This window comes from Candidatus Electrothrix sp. (assembly GCF_052785085.1).
Map to the genome: position 1 here is coordinate 1 of NZ_JALAAI010000080.1, position 19,160 is coordinate 19,160.

General features: G+C 49.7%; 17 protein-coding genes and 1 CRISPR repeat array. All 17 genes read left to right on the forward strand.

The features are described from left to right. Nucleotides 1-1,155: PD-(D/E)XK nuclease domain-containing protein (locus L2082_RS12825; RefSeq protein ID WP_446011818.1), on the forward strand; the 1,155-nt coding region annotated here is incomplete at its 5' end. A gap of 536 nt (nucleotides 1,156-1,691) precedes the next feature. Beyond that, nucleotides 1,692-3,386, forward strand: coding sequence for an AAA family ATPase (locus L2082_RS12830; RefSeq protein ID WP_446011819.1), 1,695 nt, complete (start codon nucleotides 1,692-1,694; stop codon nucleotides 3,384-3,386). A gap of 94 nt (nucleotides 3,387-3,480) precedes the next feature. Next, the gene (locus L2082_RS12835; RefSeq protein WP_446011820.1) at nucleotides 3,481-5,175 is read left to right on the forward strand and encodes an AAA family ATPase; all 1,695 of its coding nucleotides are present in this window, start codon (nucleotides 3,481-3,483) and stop codon (nucleotides 5,173-5,175) included. A gap of 744 nt (nucleotides 5,176-5,919) precedes the next feature. Continuing rightward, entirely contained in the window at nucleotides 5,920-6,177 is a 258-nt protein-coding gene (locus L2082_RS12840) for a UPF0175 family protein (RefSeq protein WP_446009344.1), read from the forward strand. Then, entirely contained in the window at nucleotides 6,174-6,338 is a 165-nt protein-coding gene (locus tag L2082_RS12845) for a hypothetical protein (protein ID WP_446009345.1), read from the forward strand. The genes L2082_RS12840 and L2082_RS12845 overlap by 4 nt, the downstream gene beginning before the upstream one ends. Next, complete coding sequence (locus L2082_RS12850; RefSeq protein WP_446009346.1) at nucleotides 6,322-6,609, forward strand: DUF3368 domain-containing protein; 288 nt, start codon at nucleotides 6,322-6,324, stop codon at nucleotides 6,607-6,609. Before L2082_RS12845 ends, L2082_RS12850 begins: the two co-directional genes overlap by 17 nt. 317 nt (nucleotides 6,610-6,926) lie before the next feature. Next, nucleotides 6,927-8,516 (forward strand): hypothetical protein, encoded by a 1,590-nt coding sequence (locus tag L2082_RS12855; RefSeq protein WP_446011821.1) that lies wholly within the window; start codon nucleotides 6,927-6,929, stop codon nucleotides 8,514-8,516. Nucleotides 8,517-8,543: 27 nt separating this feature from the next. Beyond that, nucleotides 8,544-9,581, forward strand: a complete 1,038-nt coding sequence (locus tag L2082_RS12860) for a hypothetical protein (RefSeq protein ID WP_446009348.1) — start codon at nucleotides 8,544-8,546, stop codon at nucleotides 9,579-9,581. 117 nt (nucleotides 9,582-9,698) lie between these two features. Beyond that, entirely contained in the window at nucleotides 9,699-10,163 is a 465-nt protein-coding gene (locus L2082_RS12865; protein ID WP_446009349.1) for a hypothetical protein, read from the forward strand. Beyond that, on the forward strand, nucleotides 10,163-12,106 hold the full coding sequence (locus L2082_RS12870) for a hypothetical protein (protein ID WP_446009350.1): 1,944 nt from the start codon (nucleotides 10,163-10,165) through the stop codon (nucleotides 12,104-12,106). Before L2082_RS12865 ends, L2082_RS12870 begins: the two co-directional genes overlap by 1 nt. Next, entirely contained in the window at nucleotides 12,103-13,764 is a 1,662-nt protein-coding gene (locus L2082_RS12875; RefSeq protein ID WP_446009351.1) for an RAMP superfamily CRISPR-associated protein, read from the forward strand. The genes L2082_RS12870 and L2082_RS12875 overlap by 4 nt, the downstream gene beginning before the upstream one ends. Continuing rightward, entirely contained in the window at nucleotides 13,761-15,554 is a 1,794-nt protein-coding gene (locus tag L2082_RS12880; RefSeq protein ID WP_446009352.1) for an RAMP superfamily CRISPR-associated protein, read from the forward strand. Before L2082_RS12875 ends, L2082_RS12880 begins: the two co-directional genes overlap by 4 nt. 251 nt (nucleotides 15,555-15,805) lie before the next feature. Next, on the forward strand, nucleotides 15,806-16,108 hold the full coding sequence (locus L2082_RS12885; protein WP_446009353.1) for a hypothetical protein: 303 nt from the start codon (nucleotides 15,806-15,808) through the stop codon (nucleotides 16,106-16,108). A 281-nt stretch (nucleotides 16,109-16,389) separates the two neighbouring features. Then, nucleotides 16,390-17,076: a CRISPR direct-repeat array (repeat unit 37 nt; unit sequence GGTGTCGACTTGACCGGTTTTGGAACGGGGTTACGAC). A 53-nt stretch (nucleotides 17,077-17,129) separates the two neighbouring features. Continuing rightward, on the forward strand, nucleotides 17,130-17,318 hold the full coding sequence (locus L2082_RS12890) for a hypothetical protein (protein WP_446011822.1): 189 nt from the start codon (nucleotides 17,130-17,132) through the stop codon (nucleotides 17,316-17,318). Next, the gene (locus tag L2082_RS12895; protein WP_446011823.1) at nucleotides 17,311-17,601 is read left to right on the forward strand and encodes a type II toxin-antitoxin system RelE/ParE family toxin; all 291 of its coding nucleotides are present in this window, start codon (nucleotides 17,311-17,313) and stop codon (nucleotides 17,599-17,601) included. The genes L2082_RS12890 and L2082_RS12895 overlap by 8 nt, the downstream gene beginning before the upstream one ends. Nucleotides 17,602-17,787: 186 nt before the next feature. After that, nucleotides 17,788-18,798, forward strand: coding sequence for an Rpn family recombination-promoting nuclease/putative transposase (locus tag L2082_RS12900; protein WP_446011824.1), 1,011 nt, complete (start codon nucleotides 17,788-17,790; stop codon nucleotides 18,796-18,798). Between the two features lie 123 nt (nucleotides 18,799-18,921). Further along, nucleotides 18,922-19,083 carry a hypothetical protein gene (locus tag L2082_RS12905; RefSeq protein ID WP_446011825.1) on the forward strand — a complete coding sequence of 54 codons (162 nt, stop codon included), beginning with the start codon at nucleotides 18,922-18,924 and terminating at the stop codon, nucleotides 19,081-19,083. Nucleotides 19,084-19,160: the final 77 nt, after the last annotated feature.

Below are 19,160 nucleotides of genomic sequence, written 5' to 3' on the forward strand. Positions count from 1 at the left end.
GTGGGCAAGGGCGGATTTGTTCGGGCCTTTTACGAAGTTATCAAGACCGCCACCATGGAGGGTATTATTGACCGCCTCTTCATTACCGGCGTGACCTCCATCACTCTGGACAGCATGACCAGTGGGTTTAATATCGGCGACAACATCACCTTTCACCGGGATTTCAACCAGGTAACAGGTTTTACCGCTCAGGAAACCGGAGAGATGATTCAACCTTTTGTTGATGCCTGCGGATTGAATAAGCAGGAGGTGATGAACACTCTGGGCAGATGGTATAACGGCTACCGCTTCAGCTCACGGGCTGATAAAAAAATCTTTAATCCTGACATGGTGCTGTATTTTCTGAGACATTTTGATACGGGCGAATGTCGCTGGCCCGAGCAGATGCTGGACGATAATATTGCCTCGGATTACGGCAAGATCATGCGACTGTTCGGGATAGGCGACCGGGAAAGCAATTTTGCCGCTCTGGAAGAGCTGCTGGTCAATGGCGAGATTATAGGGCTGCATAAGGGCAAACTTGACCTGGACATACACAAGCCCTTTGAACGCGACGACTTTATCAGTCTGCTGCTCTACATGGGTTTTATTACCATCAGCGGTACCGTGCTCAGTCAGCTGCGTTATGTTATACCGAACTATGTGATTGAGAAGCTCTATTACGGCTATTTCGGAACAGAGATTGAGCGACGTGCCCAGATTCGGGTGGAGAAACATACCCTTGAAAATGCTGTGGCTGAGTTGGCCCTGCATAATAATATCAATCCCCTGCTTAAAGAAATCCGCAAGGTTCTGACCCTGTTCTCCAACCGTGATTTCATGCGCATGGATGAAAAGCATATCAAAACCCTGATCCTCACCTTGTTGTATCAATCTGAGGTCTATTTCATCCGTAGTGAGGCAGAAGTCAATAATCGCTATCCAGATATCCTCCTGCTGGAACGCCAGCCCATTGAGGTGCGCTATCAGTTTCTCTTTGAGCTGAAGTTCAGCAAGAAAAAGGATGGGGAAAAGGGGATGGAGAAAAAACGGGCTGAGGGGGTTAAGCAGATCAGAGGATATCAGGAGCTGGATGATATAAAACGATTGCCCAAGCTGCAATCCTATCTCCTGCTCACCGATGGCACGGAGATTGAAGCGGTTGCGGTAGCGTAGGGGCGACCGGTGGTCGCCCTTGACCTTGATTTCATCCTGTTGTAAAGTGCTGGTTGTTGTCTGCAAAAAGTAGGTTATGAAAAAGTAGATAAAATTATCAATTTTAAAAAGATGAGTAATATCAGTATCCGCGACGGGTTCCGACGGACTGAAGAAAAAAAGGAGGTGAATTGCTGAAAAGAGTTTGGTATCAATAGGTTAGTCTGTTTTTGAGACCCGAAATGGGTCGCGCGTTGATTTCATTGAGGAAAACGGGATTTTTGGGGATCTGGAGCGAGGTGAAGGGTTGTCGGTGCGATGTCAGTCGCAAACCGTATTGCAAGTGGTTGTTTTTGGGTTGTGAAAAGGGGTGCTGTTGTCGTGTTGACCGGTTTTGGAACGGGGTTACGACTGTAGGGGCGGACCTATGTGTCCGTCCAATTTGGCACCACAACCGAGGTGATTCAGGGCACGGCACACCGTTCCCCTATGAGATTACATTCACTTGCCCGGCAGATGCACCTGGATAGGGTTGCCCCTACAGAAAAAGAAAAAATATGAAAACACCATACGGCATCAGCAACTTCAAATCCCTTATCACCGAAGGGTATCTCTATGTTGATAAAACATCGTTTATAGCGACCCTGGAAGATCAGGGGAAATACAACATTCTGCTCCGTCCCCGCCGCTTCGGCAAAACCCTTTTTCTCTCCACCCTCCGCTTATATTACGACATCCGCAGCAAGGATGAATTCGACACCCTTTTTGGCCAACTCGCCATAGGCCACAAGCCCACCCCGCTGAAAAACAGCTATCAGATCCTCTCCTTTGACTTCAGCGGTATTGAAACCAGCAGCGCAGAAGATATCCGGGCCGGGTTCAACCGCAGGGTAGAAACAGCCCTGAAAAAGTTTCTCAAGCGTTATGGATATCCTACTGAAACGAACCGGATCATAGAAGAGCAGACCAGTCCAGCTGGTAAAATAGATTATTTTTTCACAGCCATAGAAGAGGCAAATATCTATCTGTTGATCGACGAATACGACCATTTTGCCAACGCTATCCTTGGTGAGAGTCTGGAGTTGTTCACGGAGATTGTGGGCAAGGGCGGATTTGTTCGGGCCTTTTACGAAGTTATCAAGACCGCCACCATGGAGGGTATTATTGACCGCCTCTTCATTACCGGCGTGACCTCCATCACTCTGGACAGCATGACCAGTGGGTTTAATATCGGCGACAACATCACCTTTCACCGGGATTTCAACCAGGTAACAGGTTTTACCGCTCAGGAAACCGGAGAGATGATTCAACCTTTTGTTGATGCCTGCGGATTGAATAAGCAGGAGGTGATGAACACTCTGGGCAGATGGTATAACGGCTACCGCTTCAGCTCACGGGCTGATAAAAAAATCTTTAATCCTGACATGGTGCTGTATTTTCTGAGACATTTTGATACGGGCGAATGTCGCTGGCCCGAGCAGATGCTGGACGATAATATTGCCTCGGATTACGGCAAGATCATGCGACTGTTCGGGATAGGCGACCGGGAAAGCAATTTTGCCGCTCTGGAAGAGCTGCTGGTCAATGGCGAGATTATAGGGCTGCATAAGGGCAAACTTGACCTGGACATACACAAGCCCTTTGAACGCGACGACTTTATCAGTCTGCTGCTCTACATGGGTTTTATTACCATCAGCGGTACCGTGCTCAGTCAGCTGCGTTATGTTATACCGAACTATGTGATTGAGAAGCTCTATTACGGCTATTTCGGAACAGAGATTGAGCGACGTGCCCAGATTCGGGTGGAGAAACATACCCTTGAAAATGCTGTGGCTGAGTTGGCCCTGCATAATAATATCAATCCCCTGCTTAAAGAAATCCGCAAGGTTCTGACCCTGTTCTCCAACCGTGATTTCATGCGCATGGATGAAAAGCATATCAAAACCCTGATCCTCACCTTGTTGTATCAATCTGAGGTCTATTTCATCCGCAGTGAGGCTGAAGTCAATAATCGCTATCCAGATATCCTGCTACTGGAACGCCAGCCCATTGAGGTGCGCTATCAGTTTCTTTTTGAGCTGAAATACAGCAAGAAAAAGGATGGTGAAAAGGGGCTGGAGGCGAAAAGGATTGAGGGAATTACCCAGATTCAGGTTTATCAGGAGCTGGATGATATCAAGCACCTGCCCAAGCTGCAATCCTATCTCCTGCTCACCGACGGCACGGAGATTGAAGCGGTTGCAGTAGCGTAGGGGCCACCGGCGGTCGCCCCTGATGCACCACAACGGAAGATTGACAGGGCAGGCACAAAGGTCTGCGCCCAGCACCGGCAGATAACGAGAAAATATGAAAATACCCTACGGAGAAAGCAATTTTAAAAAGATAATCACCCAAGGCTTTCTCTATATTGATAAAACAAAGTATATTGAAACCCTGGAGCAGAGGGGCAGCTACAACATCCTGCTCCGCCCCCGCCGTTTCGGCAAGACGCTCTTTCTCTCCACCCTCCGCCATTACTACGACATCCTCTGCAGGGATGATTTCGAGGCCTTTTTCGGCCATCTCAACATAGGTCATAATCCCACGCCGCTGAAAAATAGCTACCGCATCCTCTCTTTTGACTTCAGCGGGATAGAAACGGGCAGTCAGAAGAGCATTCGGCAGGGATTCAGCAGCAAGGTGGAATACTCCCTGAGACAATTTCTTGTTCGTTACGGATATAATCGGGAGAACGTGCTCAGTATTGAAGCAGACAACGGCGCGGCTGCCATGATGAACCGTTTTTTCACCCTCATCGGTGAAACTTCTGTCTACCTGCTCATTGATGAATACGACCATTTTGCCAATGCTCTCCTTGGTGAAGACCTGGAGTTGTTCATCACAATCGTGGGCAAGGGCGGATTTGTTCGGGCCTTTTACGAAGTTATCAAGACCGCCACCATGGAGGGTATTATTGACCGCCTCTTCATTACCGGCGTGACCTCCATCACTCTGGACAGCATGACCAGTGGGTTTAATATCGGCGACAACATCACCTTTCACCGGGATTTCAACCAGGTAACAGGTTTTACCGCTCAGGAAACCGGAGAGATGATTCAACCTTTTGTTGATGCCTGCGGATTGAATAAGCAGGAGGTGATGAACACTCTGGGCAGATGGTATAACGGCTACCGCTTCAGCTCACGGGCTGATAAAAAAATCTTTAATCCTGACATGGTGCTGTATTTTCTGAGACATTTTGATACGGGCGAATGTCGCTGGCCCGAGCAGATGCTGGACGATAATATTGCCTCGGATTACGGCAAGATCATGCGACTGTTCGGGATAGGCGACCGGGAAAGCAATTTTGCCGCTCTGGAAGAGCTGCTGGTCAATGGCGAGATTATAGGGCTGCATAAGGGCAAACTTGACCTGGACATACACAAGCCCTTTGAACGCGACGACTTTATCAGTCTGCTGCTCTACATGGGTTTTATTACCATCAGCGGTACCGTGCTCAGTCAGCTGCGTTATGTTATACCGAACTATGTGATTGAGAAGCTCTATTACGGCTATTTCGGAACAGAGATTGAGCGACGTGCCCAGATTCGGGTGGAGAAACATACCCTTGAAAATGCTGTGGCTGAGTTGGCCCTGCATAATAATATCAATCCCCTGCTTAAAGAAATCCGCAAGGTTCTGACCCTGTTCTCCAACCGTGATTTCATGCGCATGGATGAAAAGCATATCAAAACCCTGATCCTCACCTTGTTGTATCAATCTGAGGTCTATTTCATCCGTAGTGAGGCAGAAGTCAATAATCGCTATCCAGATATCCTCCTGCTGGAACGCCAGCCCATTGAGGTGCGCTATCAGTTTCTCTTTGAGCTGAAGTTCAGCAAGAAAAAGGATGGGGAAAAGGGGATGGAGAAAAAACGGGCTGAGGGGGTTAAGCAGATCAGAGGATATCAGGAGCTGGATGATATAAAACGATTGCCCAAGCTGCAATCCTATCTCCTGCTCACCGATGGCACGGAGATTGAAGCGGTTGCGGTAGCGTAGGGGCGACCGGTGGTCGCCCTTGACCTTGATTTCATCCTGTTGTAAAGTGCTGGTTGTTGTCTGCAAAAAGTAGGTTATGAAAAAGTAGATAAAATTATCAATTTTAAAAAGATGAGTAATATCAGTATCCGCGACGGGTTCCGACGGACTGAAGAAAAAAAGGAGGTGAATTGCTGAAAAGAGTTTGGTATCAATAGGTTAGTCTGTTTTTGAGACCCGAAATGGGTCGCGCGTTGATTTCATTGAGGAAAACGGGATTTTTGGGGATCTGGAGCGAGGTGAAGGGTTGTCGGTGCGATGTCAGTCGCAAACCGTATTGCAAGTGGTTGTTTTTGGGTTGTGAAAAAGGGGTGCAGTTGTCGTGTTGACCGGTTTTGGAACGGGGTTACGACAGGAATCATGTTTTTTGTTATTTCCGAACCGTCTTCTGTTGTCGTGTTGACCGGTTTTGGAACGGGGTTACGACGTAGGGGCGACCGGCGGTCGCCCTTTATGCACCACAACGAAAACTGTACCAGCCGATACGCCAGGGTGTTACCCTTTGCTGATTATGTATACCCCCTTTGGGGGATGGTGCGGGGAGGGTAGAAGTATGTTTCACCAGACGAAAAAGGGGAACTCCCCCCAAATGCCCCAACGGGGCTGTATTTATGAGCGAAGGGTAACACCCTGGGTTTCTTGACCGGTTTGGGAACGGGGTTACGATGGAACGAGGTTTTCATGTGAAAAACAGGAGGTGTGTTAATGAATAGGGCAAATGTACTGAACATTCCGCAGGATATACTTGATTCTTCCCGGCTGACTCTGAATGAACTCAGGATTGAAATGGCACTTGCACTTTATTCCGCCCGCCGCCTTTCCGTCGGCAAGGCCCGTGAACTGGCGGACATGTCGCTTTGGGAATTTCGTCAGCTGCTTGTCTCGCGTCGCATCGGGCCGCATTACGACATGGATGATCTGGATGATGATATGGCTGCGCTGCGTGATGCAGGACGCTTATGATCATTGTCAGCAACACATCGCCCCTGACCAATCTTGCGGCAATTGGTCAGTTTCCTCTGCTCGGCAGCCTGTATTCCGGCCTTCTCATTGCGGAAGGTGTGTGGGATGAATTGAATGGAGGTGGGAGGTATTGGCCGGGAAGGAATGAAGTTGCGGCGTGATCTTGATCAAGGGGAATCAGAAACCATTGCCTTGGCTGTTGAACTTAGGGCTGACCTTGTTCTGCTGGACGAAAAAGAAGGCAGGAACGTTGCCGCCCACTTTGGCCTCCGCCCTGTGGGAATAATCGGTGTTTTGCTGGAGGCAAAGAAAAAAGGACTGACCACGGAGCTTCGACCGCATCTTGATGCCTTGCGAAATGAAGCCGGTTTTTATTTGAGTGATCGATTGTATCTTCATGCCCTTGCCTTGGCCGGGGAAATAGTTGCTTAGACCGGTTTGGGAACGGGGTTACGACTCTCACAGGCACACTTCCACGGTAATCATCCGATATGGTGTCGTGTTGACCGGTTTTGGAACGGGGTTACGACGTAGGGGCGACCGGTGGTCGCCCTTGAACGTCTACGAAGACATGATGATTCTGCGATGTTGTAGGGGCGATTCGCGAATCGCCCTTACGTTGACCACAACGATAGATGTACAGGGCAGGCACAGGGGCCTGCGCCCTACATGGTCTTTCTGAATGACAACGGGTTGCAGAGTCGCTTATCAGCAAGGCATAATATTCTGGATGTGTTGAGAAGGAGACGATGATGGAACTGGAAACCGGTGAACCCTGGAACACAAAAAATAAACCCGCCTCTTATTCCCGATTTCTCCTGCCTTTTTCATACACCCTACAAAATGCCAAATACCTCAGCAGCACAACAGATCGTCTCCATTTCAAGCAGAGAGCAGAGAACTCCTTTGATCGGGAACGACTGCTCTATTTCACCGCAGAAACCGCCAACGTGCTTTTTCGCCGGGCCATCTGGGCTGAAATTGACACCGAGCTTTGGCGTGCTAAGGGATGCTGCGGCCCTTTTCTCTTTCAATCTGTTACCCGCTATACCGTGTTGCCGATTGAGGTCTGTCTGGCCCCGCCTCGGTTGGTCCTCTTTGAAGGACAGGCGTCTCACCGTTCTTCCCATCCGCCGCTTCGCCACGGTTTTCTCATTCAGGATGTTTTTTTTCCAGATCTTGATCCTACTCACGAATCGCCTTCTCTGGACGCTCTGCTGGAATTCAACGAACTGTTCCGCTATATTGATTGTCCATTTCCCGAACATACCGAAAAATTCGCCAATGCTTTGGCCGATTTCCCAGCTGATTACGTCAGTGGTCGAAAAATTGGCGATGCTAAAGACAATGATTCTTTTTACTGCTACAAAAGCCGCTGGCTTTCTCTGCTCTACGGGGTTCCTCTGCGCATGAATGATGGGCAATACCTTCTGCCTGTCCCTCCATCGAATATCTCCAGTGAACGGCATAACCTGCTGGATAATCATCTGGCCTGCACCAGCAATAATTGTCTTCTCTATGCTGAAAACCGGGCCTTTGTCTGGACAGCTGCGATAGTCAAAAACGGGGGTGCTACCGTGGTGAATCAATATGACGGAAAGGTTGATCGCCCTTGGGAATTCGGCCATTGGTGCAGGTTACTCAATGTGGATAAACCGGGCACAACCCCGGAAGGCAGTCACGCAGTTACCGGGTTTGAAAAAAAATGGACGAAAGAGCGAACCTACCGACGCTGGGCGGAAGGGGGCACCTGGTACGGCTACAGTTACCACAGCGGCGCAATGCTGGCTCCGCCAGTGAAAGATCCGCCCCTGTGGCGTCATTTCGGAGAGATGTATTTTGATCAGGTGCTGCTTTTGCTGTACCTGCGGGTCACCCTGTTCGCCTTCAGTCGGGAGCTCACCCGCATCAACCAGGGAGATAATTTCAGCGACCTTCGTGATAATTTTAAGGAGCTACGTGCCTCCTTTGCCAAGTTTACCAATCTGTATCAGTTTCCCCTGATTTCCAATCAACAGCAAGGTGTGGAAATGTACAAGGCTGCCAGGGAAAGCATGGATATTGACGATCTCTTCAAAGAGGTGCAGGAGGAGATCAGCAGTACCCATGATTTTCTTGAGATGAAGGCAAATCGAAGATTGGGGAAGACGGCAAATTTCATTGCTTTTCTTGCCTTTATTGCTGCTTTTGGTTCGTTGCTTCCTGAAAAACCCAGGGAGAGTATTTTTGATTTTGTTACAGAGGACTGGTCTCGGTCTGGAATAATCCTTGCTATTGTTTTATTTTTGTCGCTATTGAGGAACCGCCTGTGGATATGTCTGAAAAAAAAGATTTTTTGAAATTTTAGAAATGACAGAGGAGAAGTGATGACACAACAAGAAAATGAGTATCTCCTGCGGGTTGAGGGCGTGAACCTCTACCACGTTCTGGATGATACCCGCCAATTAAGTGTCCGGCGCGGCGGCAGCATGCTGCTTCGCCAGGCGATTAAAGATATAGAGGATAAAAAGGATATTACCGAACTTCCCGGATCATGGGAAACCATTTCCAGCGGAGCCTCAACCGGGCTTTTTCGGTTTTCTGCAAATTCCTCGCAATCCGCTCAGGAAAACAAAGGTCATATTGTCGATTTTCTGAATAATCATAAACAGTACAGATATTTTAGTTTTGTTGTCGATGTCGTTCCTCTGGTCAAGGATGAAAAAGAAAAACCGGATAAACCGGATGAGTCGCAAAAGTCGCAAAAAAACGATTTCAGGCTGTCCAGAGAAGCGGTGCTCGCCAAAAACAGGTTCTGCCAGTTTCAGCAACCCACTCTGACTTGTCATGATATGAATACGGGTGAGAAAGCCGCCCCTTGCGCATGGGATAATCTCCGTCCGGCACAACAGAATGACAAGAATGACACTCGGAACAGGGGAAAGATACAACGAGATTCCGGGGAGGTAATGCCTGAAGTATCTCTCTTTACCAAGATCAGACATGACTATGGGAGAAAGGAGAAAAAGGAGTTTATCAACAGGGAGACCGGAGAAAATTACGAGTATACCTGGAATTTGCAGACCCTTTCTCATTCTTCTGATTTTTGTCAGTGTAACGGTAAGATTGCGGTTCTCTATTTTGATGGCAACAGTTTTGGTAAGATTCAACAGAGCTGCACAAGTGAAGATGAATTAAAACGATTTGACCAGGAAATTCAGAGTAAACGGAAAAATTTTCTCCAAAAGCTTGTGCAGGAGGCAAACAGAGATAAGGAATTCTGCACTGTTGACCAGCAACGGGGCCGACGCATTGAAAACGCCATCCGTCTGGAAGTCTTGCTCTGGGGCGGTGATGAAATCATGCTGGTTGTCCCGGCCTGGAAGGGCATGGAAGTTCTTCAGAAATTTTATACAGTCAGTTGAAACTGGAAATTTACTGATGATACAGGAACGATACATCCTCTTACCCATGCAGGTGCCCTTGTCTTTTGCCACCATAAAACACCGCTCAACCATATTCAGTATTTTGCCGAAAAGAAAATGGCTGAAGATATAAAGGAAAATTACTCGAAAAAGAAAAACCTCTATCATTATCTTGTGTTGGAGTCCATCGACTTTCCTACCCGGAATTATCCTGAATTTATCGAAAAGCAATATAAGCTTCATAACGCCGAAGTATGGCAACCCCAGGCTCCACTTTATGATGATTATCTGGATAATAAACAACGGATATTCAGATCATTAACTGCTGAAAAGGAGATCGGGCGCAGGCAGTTCTATAAGCTGGCAATGGCAGCCACAGAATCCATCAGCGAGTTTGACCAAAAGTATGAACGGTTCTGTGCATTAACAGATCGGCATGAACAGATTAACCAGGATGTCCGTGCCTTGTTTCCCGAAGCCGTACAACATCAACAGCAGAAACACAGGCAGCTCCCCTGGATTCATCTATCCGAGTTATGGGATTATTTTGCCCCGAAACCCAGTACAAAGGAGGATGCCTGATGAGCACATTGCAACAATACCGTTTTACGGTCAAAATCCGCTTTGTCGCACCGGTTGTCAGTCAGGCCGCCGGGGCCATCGGGCACGGGATTGATACCGCCCCTTTGCTGGATCAAAAAGGTTTTCCGCTTCTGCCCGGCACCCTGCTTGTCGGAAACCTGCGGGAAATTTGGGACTATTTTGCCGAGTTGTCCCAGGAAAACGAAAACATCATACAGCAGGAAACGATCAAGGACTGGCTGGGGACCAAGGCCGGACCTGGCAGTACACCCGGACGGGGCCGCCTGCTCTTTGATGCCTTCTGGCGCGCCGGAGAAAAAGGGAGCACTGGCCTGCACCACAGAATAGCCATTGAGCAGGAGAGCGGGAAAGTGAAGCAAGGGGCCTTACAGGTGGTATCCTCACCTTTTGCCGCCGGAAAGGAAATGGCCTTCAGCGGCGGTATCATAGCCTGGCTGGATGGGGAGAACGAAGCGCAAGAGCTGAAAAAATGGCTGACCAAGGGCCTGCACAGCATTTCTGCAATGGGTGCATTAAAAGGTGCAGGCTTCGGTCGGATCATCGGTATTGACAAAATACAGTACGAGGCAATTTCCCGAACCGGAAAGGCGGCAGGCATTGATGCCGGAACAGGGCCGGACGACTCCGGCATAGGAATTATCCTCCGACCGGATCGATCGTTCTGTTTTTCCAGACATTTACGAGGCAATAATACCGAATATAATGATGCGAAATCCAGTGAAGAAGAGCGCAAAGACAAAAGCGGCCTGGATAATCAGTTTGTCTCAGAGGATTTTATCCCCGGCGGAGCGATCAAAGGGGCTCTTGCCACCTTCCTGCGCGGTGCAGGCAAGGGATTTGATCTTTTTTCCGAAATAAGCAATTCGAAATATCCGCTTCTCAGCCAATATCTTGATCAACTCTGCATCACCCGTGCCCAGCCCTCTCTCAGTCAGGTATGCCGCCCCTTGCCCCTGCCGCTCACCACGGTTGCAGCTGAGGATTCCGAAAGGAAAACATGCCTGTACGATATCGCTTTGATGCAGGAAGCGGGTTTGATTAACGGACAGGCCCCGACCTTTTTCATTGATTGGAAAAATCAGGTCTGGGAACTGGCTGCCGAGCAATGTGTCTTGCCTGCCCGTCCCTCACGCAGCCTGAGTATTCATACGGCAATTGACAGCACAACCGGGGCATCTGAGGATCATAAATTGTTCAGTATTGAAGCGGTGGAGCCAGGGGATTATTGCTGGCTGGCAAATATTACCCTGCCTACGGAAGAAGGCGGCGGTCCTCCCGCAGGGGAGCGGGCGGAGATTTTCCGGGAGCTTGTCGAGGTACTGGAAGAACACGGGCTGCACTGGCTCGGTAAAACCGGGGCCTCGGCTGCGGTGGAAGTACGCGACAAGCTGTTTCGTCAACCGGTGGAGACGATTGAGGAGTATGCTGTCGGAACCGTTCTGACCCTCACCCTGCTGAGTCATGCCCGTCTGCTTAAACCCGGACAAATTGCCGAAGCCACCGGTGCCCATGATATTTTGTTCAATGCTTATGCCGCCAACTGGTTTGAGCTGTCAGGCGAATCTCTACGCTTAGTGGATTTTTATGCTGCCCAGGAGTTGTTGGGCGGTGAGTACTGGCATAAACGATTTAATAAATCCAAGCCCTATAACCCAGAGATCTTCACTGTGCCGGGCAGTGTTTTTGTAGTTGAAATTTCCGATGAGGGCAAGGCAAAGGAAAAATTGCGTGATTGGCAGCTCTGCGGCCTGCCCCAACTGGATGATGTCTCCTCGGATTGGCAGAAAAATCCCTGGATCCGGGAAAACGGTTTCGGTGAGATTGCGGTGAACCTGGAACAACACAGGAAGCTGCAACCCAAGTCTGAGCAATGGACAGCGATAGGAGAATTGGCGGAAAAAGCGGCAGGAGGGGGACAATGAAAATATATAAACGTATCCTTGTGACCGGTACCCTGACCTGCCTGAGCGATCTGCACATCGGCGATGGGGACTTGGCCTTGCAGAGGGAGCGGAATGCTTCACCATCAGAGACCGAGAAAGTCTCAGCAAAACGAGCTACTGCTGACCCGAACAGGGCCAAGGTTATTGGGAGGATTTCTCTGGATGGAGTTAAGCAAACAGAGGAAGAACAGAAGGACAAAGAGAAAAAAGAAAATGAGATGGAAGGGCGTTACAACACCGTCTGTCGGGATTATGAAAACAGGGCCTATATTCCTGGCTCCACCCTGCGCGGTTCCTTGGCATCTTTTTTAAACCAGCAGACATCGTTTTATCGGAAGTTTTTTGGCTATGCCGATGAGGAACAAGGAAAGATACCAGCCGCCCGCGAGGCTGGCCTGTTGCGGGTTTATGATGCCTGTTTGCAGGACATACCGGAGACATTGGCAAAGGAGTTGGGATTTCCCGACCTGCCTGGTTTTTCCGAAGACCGACATACCTTTCTCCGCCACAGTGTTTCTATCTGTCCGATAACCGGGACAGCGGAAAAGGGCAAGCTGTTCTGCTATGAACTGGTGCCAAAAGGTTCTGTTTTTACTGTCCAGTTTCAGATTGAGAGCCGCAATAAAGCCGGAAAAGATGGGGCGGAGAAACTCACGGAAAAGGAACTGGCGCAGCTGTTGGCTCTTACCGAACAGTGGAACACAGAGGGTGTTGCTATCGGTTCCGGGGTGACCAAAGGTTATGGGCGAATACAGTGGGAATTGGAGCGGGTTGAAGTGCTGACCTCGGAAGAGGAGCTACGCTGGCTGGTCAGAGATTCCCTGGAACCACCGCCCATGAATCTGCTGACAGATGCGGTGCAGTTCGCTGATATTTCCGCTCTGTTGATAAACGCAGATACTGCTCCGGTTTCTTTTAGATTGGACATCCTGCCGGACGGGCCGTTTTTGGTCAATGAACCGGAATATGTACAGGACAAATCGAAAGAGAAAGAAGGAGAGGTTTTTCCTGACCTTGAATACAGCCGTAACCATCGCAACGGGGAGGAAGCCCACGCCCTTATTCCTGCACGAACTCTGGCCGGGGCCATTCGAGGTCGTGCCCGGCGTATCCTGGCCACTATTGCCCATCAGCAGTACAGCCTTTCCGAAGGTGCGGCGGCTGACAGAGCAGAATCCTTGGTCAAAGAATTCTTCGGCTCCGAGGAAAGAAGAGGTGCCCTGCGTTTGACCGAGGCAAGAGGCAAGGCCTCAGGCCATATCCAGCATTTCATCGGCGTGGATCGTTTTACTGGCGGAGTGAATAAAGGGGCCAATTACAAGGTTCGGGCTGCTGTCTGTGAGAAACTCTCGGCCAAGGGCTGTCTCATTGATTTACGGATGGTCCCGGATGGTGACTGGTGGAAGGGTATGCTGCTGCTGGTTCTGCTTGATGGTATGGACGGAGATATGCAGATCGGCTGGGGTAAAGTCAAGGGCTACGGCAGGATGACGTTTCAGCTTGAATATAACGGCAAGACCTTTGGAGACCGACAGATTCTGCTGGATGAAATACAGGAGGTTATCGGCACAGAAGCGGCGCAACAATGGGTGGAGGCCCTGTACAACAGGATCGCAGCAAGAGGAGGGCAAGCATGAAAGAATTCTATCTGCCGTATAACTTTATTCCTGTTACCGGCATAATAAAAAAGAATCAGGATGATGGACAGCGTCTGCGGGCAACGTATGATTATGATACCGGCTGTGAGCAGCAGGAAATAACGGAGCAAGGGGCAAGTAGTTCCGCAAAGATTCAAGCCCGTCATGACCTGTGGCAGACCGGACGCCATTCCGGGAAATTCACCTGCCGACTCTGCACCATCAGCCCCACAGTGGTGGGTAACGAACACCATAGTAATGAGTATACTGACCGCCACAGCAATGAGCAAACCCCGGATCATCCGACCGTTGTCTGTCAATATACCTGGAACGACCAACCCGCTATCCCAGCCAACAGCCTGCGCGGGATGATAGCCTCTCTGGCCGAAACACTCAGTCAGTCTGCTTTGCGGGTGCTGCATCCTGATCTTCATCCGGCCTTTGCGAACATTGATGCCGATCTGCCGCCGTGGAACGAAGAGCGAGCGCAGAACAGCGGCCTGACCCCGGCAGAGCTGCTGTTCGGGGTTGTTGAGAATAATAAGGAATGTTCCAAGGATCGTAGGGGCGAATCCCTGTGTTCGCCCGTGCATAGCGGGCAGGAAAAGGATACCCACAACCTTGCCTCGCGGGTGCGGTTTTATGATGCCGTGCTGCCGATCGGGGAAACAAGAGAAGACGTGCTTGGTGATTCGGTTGTATTACGGGAACTATCCTCGCCAAAACCTAAAGGATATGAGGGAGAGGGGGAGAAGAAATTTAAAACTGATCGGCCTTCTTTGTATTTTCGCCGTAGCCTGGCCGATCCTGAAATAACTTATGATGATCTGAGAGAATATATTAAAGCTCCTTCCCCACCTCATCCCCTGCCGCATGGTCGAAAGTTCTACCTCCTGCGTGAGAAGCCGGATGAGCTTGATTCAGCTGAATACCGGACAAAACCGAAACAGGGGGAGAGTACTCTGGATGTGAAGAATAAGCTCCTGTGTGAACCCATCAAGCCGGGCACGCAGTTTGAGTTCAGTATTGCTTTTGACAACCTCAGTGATGCGGAACTGACCCTGCTCAAGACGGCTCTGGTACCGGACCCGCAACACGGGTTCTATCATCGCCTGGGCTTGGGTAAACCGCTGGGGATGGGCATTGTTCAGATTGAAATAACGAAAACCGAGTATATTGACAGGAAAGAGCGTTACGCTGTGGACGGGCTGCTGAACGGTGGCGGCAAAACAACAGCGGAAGCTGCTGCGGATGATGCATCTCTGATTGATGATGAGACCTTGAAGCAGGTACGCAAGGCTGGTTCATTGAAGGCTCTGCGGGCCGGTGTGCCAGTGCGGTGGCGCAAGGGATATCTGAAAGATGAGAAAAAAGAAGAAGCTGCTCCCTTGCCGCAACTCAATCCTGCGCATGAATTTCTGCCTGTTTTTTATGAGCTGCGGAGTTCCGCTGTCGGTACCAAGGCTCGGTCCACGGTTTGCGGCGAACAGGCCGTATCCAACTTTATCGTTGAACCCGGTGAGGAGGAGACACCGGCTGTGCAGTGGCTGAAAGATGAAATCACTGCAATGGATAAAAAGTCCTTTGATCAGCTGACGGAAAAAGAACTTGAAGATAGAATTGTAGGGCCAGCTCTTTCCAAGCTTTGGGGAAATATAGCGGACCCAGGGCGGAAAACAGCGGTAAAGGAGCTGGTCTTAGCTGCGGCGGACAAGAGAAAATGGGCGTACCGCTGGAAAAGCGGCGGCAGCAAACGAGCCAAGAAGAAATATGATGCTTGGAGCTTGTAGGGGCACGGCACGCCGTGCCCCTACCTTTTTCCCTGGTGCCCAAGCTTTTTTCCTAGTTTTCCTAGTGCCCAAGCTCTGCTTGGGCAGAGTAAAGAGAGAAGCTCCGCTTCGGGAAATGAAGCAGAGCTTCAGGGGAAAACGGTTCCCAAGCTGGAGCTTGGGAACCAGATAAAAATTAATATCCTACCCATTATTTTGGGTGGCGTAGGGGCGAATCTATGTGTTCGCCCTTGTACCACTTGGAGAAGAGAATGGAAGAAGAGAAAATCAACCAAAGCAGCACCCTGGACGATGCCTATTTCGACCGCAACCAAGCTGTGCAGGCCCTGGCAAAACTGGCCCGCCAGCTGGGCATGAAGGTGGGACTGCGACGTGACCCGGATTCGCCGGGTTGGCCCGTGTTGATGATCGATCTGCCCACCGGGCAGGTGGGCTATCATTTACCCGAAGATCAGGTTGTTGGGGACTGGCCCGAGTATGACAAGGAATGGGACGGGCATTCCCTGGCGGAAAAACGGGACCGGGTGGCCCGTTTTCTGGCCGGGGAGGAATGAGTTGCGTTTTGGGGCGGAAAAGGGTAGAAAGAAGAAATTGAGTGAAATCAAACACCACGGCTCGTCCGTGAATTTGAAATTCAAAAAGGAGGAAAAGTGGATAAAATAACGTATGTTTAAGTGTTTAGGCGAAAACGAGGAGGTGAAACGCGCCGCATGTTGATATTACTGAAGAAAACGGGATTTTTGAGAGGTTTGAGCGAGGCAGCAGGGTGTCGAAACGATACCGCCCGCAAACCGTATTGTAATTTGTTGATTTTTGGTTGTGAAAAAGGGGTGCAGGTGTCGACTTGACCGGTTTTGGAACGGGGTTACGACTCATTTTTTGTGCCATCTTATTTGCACAGTCATCTGGGTGTCGACTTGACCGGTTTTGGAACGGGGTTACGACATACAGCGATTTTTCAATCGCGATATCTTGCATATGGTGTCGACTTGACCGGTTTTGGAACGGGGTTACGACAGATTAGTGTTTTTTAGTTCTGCTAAAGTCATCCAACGGTGTCGACTTGACCGGTTTTGGAACGGGGTTACGACTCCTTTTTGGATGATTTCATTAGCCTTAGCTAAGGTGTCGACTTGACCGGTTTTGGAACGGGGTTACGACAATGAGGGAATGCTCATAATTTCCGCGAGCACTCCGGGTGTCGACTTGACCGGTTTTGGAACGGGGTTACGACAAGAAATAGGAAAGAACTATGTAAATCCCCATCGGGGTGTCGACTTGACCGGTTTTGGAACGGGGTTACGACGCATTCGACAGCACTGAACTTGAACTGCCAATGTGGTGTCGACTTGACCGGTTTTGGAACGGGGTTACGACCACTTAGCATTAAAACAGAAGCGACTATTGTTACAGGTGTCGACTTGACCGGTTTTGGAACGGGGTTACGACCATACTCTCTCTCCAACCTTCGGGTGGGTAGGTCCAGGTGTCGACTTGACCGGTTTTGGAACGGGGTTACGACGTAGGGGCGACCGGCGGTCGCCCTTTCAGGAAATATGAACACAGGAGTTGATTATGCCGGAAATGAAAGTTAATGTGCCGATACGGCAACTCGCCAGTATGATTAACAGGTTGAACAGGAAGGAGCTGGAAACCCTTTCTCTTTTTTTGACAGAAAAAGGCTCTGAGTTATTGAAACGTAACCAAGATTTGAAGTCGCAAAAAGTAGAATACCTGAGTGAAGATGAGGCTTTTGATGTATGAGGCCAGATATCATCCTAAAATTAAAAAGGATCTAAAAAAAATTGATCCGGCGATACGTAAAAAGATACGAAACGCGCATATTCCAAAGATTTTATCAGATCCCGGAACAGGAGAAACGTTATCAGGAGATTTGAGTGGAACATTTTCATATCATTTTAAAATTGCAGGGCAGCAATTCAGGATAGCCTATATCGTAGATGAGCAGACAAAGACGGTGTTTGTTCAGATGATAGCAAAAAGAGGAGATTTTTATGTCTTGTTGAAACGGAGAATTCGTGGGTGACATGGCTCTGTGTAATGCAGCAAGAGAAAATGATGAGGATACAGTCGTCCAATTGACCGGTTTCGGAACGGGGTTACGACGTAGGGGCGATTCGCGAATCGCCCTTACTGCTGACCACAACGGAAGATTGACCGGGCAGGCACAGGGGCCTGCCCCTACATATTTGATAACAGGCGAATGTGACAGATGAGCGATGTAACCAACCCGCATGACAGTTTTTTCCGCGAAACCTTTGGCAGAAAAGAGATCGCTGCCGGGTTTCTGCGGGAATATCTACCCAGGGCAATCCTGCAGAAGATTGATCTGGAATCACTGACTGCGGTTAAGGATTCCTTTGTGGAAAAGGAGTTGCGCCAGCATTTCTCGGACCTGCTGTACAGGGTGCGTTATCAGGAGCACATGCTCTACCTTTACCTGCTGTTCGAGCATAAAAGCTCTCCCGACCCCTGGACCGGTCTGCAACTCCTGCGCTACTTGGTCAGGTTCTGGGAGCAGCACCGCAAACAGTACCCGAAAGACCGGAAATTGCCTGCCGTGGTTCCACTGGTGTTGTATCACGGGCGAAAGAAATGGCGGCTTTCTGACCGGTTCAGTTCGCTCATTGTCCAGAACGACGATGAGCTGGCCCCATTTATTCCGAATTTCAGCTGGAAAGTACATGATCTGTCTGTGCTTTCAGATGAGGAGATCCGGGGCGGGGTATTTGACCGCATCACTCTGCTGGTGCTCCGGCATATTTTTGATCCTGACCTGCATTCCAGGCTGCCCAAAATACTCTCGCTCCTGCGGGATGCCGGTGAAAAACAGGATGCGCTTGAAATGCTGGAGCTTTTGTTGCGCTATGTTGTCAGGGCCACAAAAACGTTTGATGAAGATGCTGTCCGGGAGGTTCTGGACCGGAGTGGCGTTGGGGAGGATTTCATGCAGAATTTCATTGATAAGTATATTGAGCAGGGAAGAAATCAAGGAATAAGCCAAGGAATAAGCCAAGGGATAAGCCAGGGGATAAGCCAGGGAATAAGTAGGGGTCGGATCGAAAATGCCAGAGAGGCCGTGCTGGATATTTTGGAAGTGCGTTTCGGCGGTATCACTTCAGGTATCAGGAAGAAAATCAGCTGCTGCGCTGACCTGAAGAGACTAAAGGAAGTTCATCGTCAGGCCGTGCTGGTCGGGTCGCCGGACGAGCTTGATCTCTGAGAAAGGCTGCCCGGTTTTGGAACGGGGGTACGACTGTAGGGGCGACCAGTGGTCGCCCTTGATGCACCACAACGGAAAGATGTACAGTGTAGGGCAACGCCGTGCCTCTATGCCAGGTTACTCATGCATGATCAACACCTTGACAAACGGTTCAACCTGCTGACCGTTTCCAAACACCTGTTCCACCTCCAGGCGGAAACATCCCTTCGCCTGCCGCCGTACAAGGGCAGTGCCTTTCACGGGGCAGCAATTCCCGAACCCCTCTCAAATGCTGAAATAGCATAGTTGAACAAAAATATTTTCGTAAACATTTTTTATTCGTGTTTGACATATCAAACGTTTTGGAGATCGGAAGAGCACAC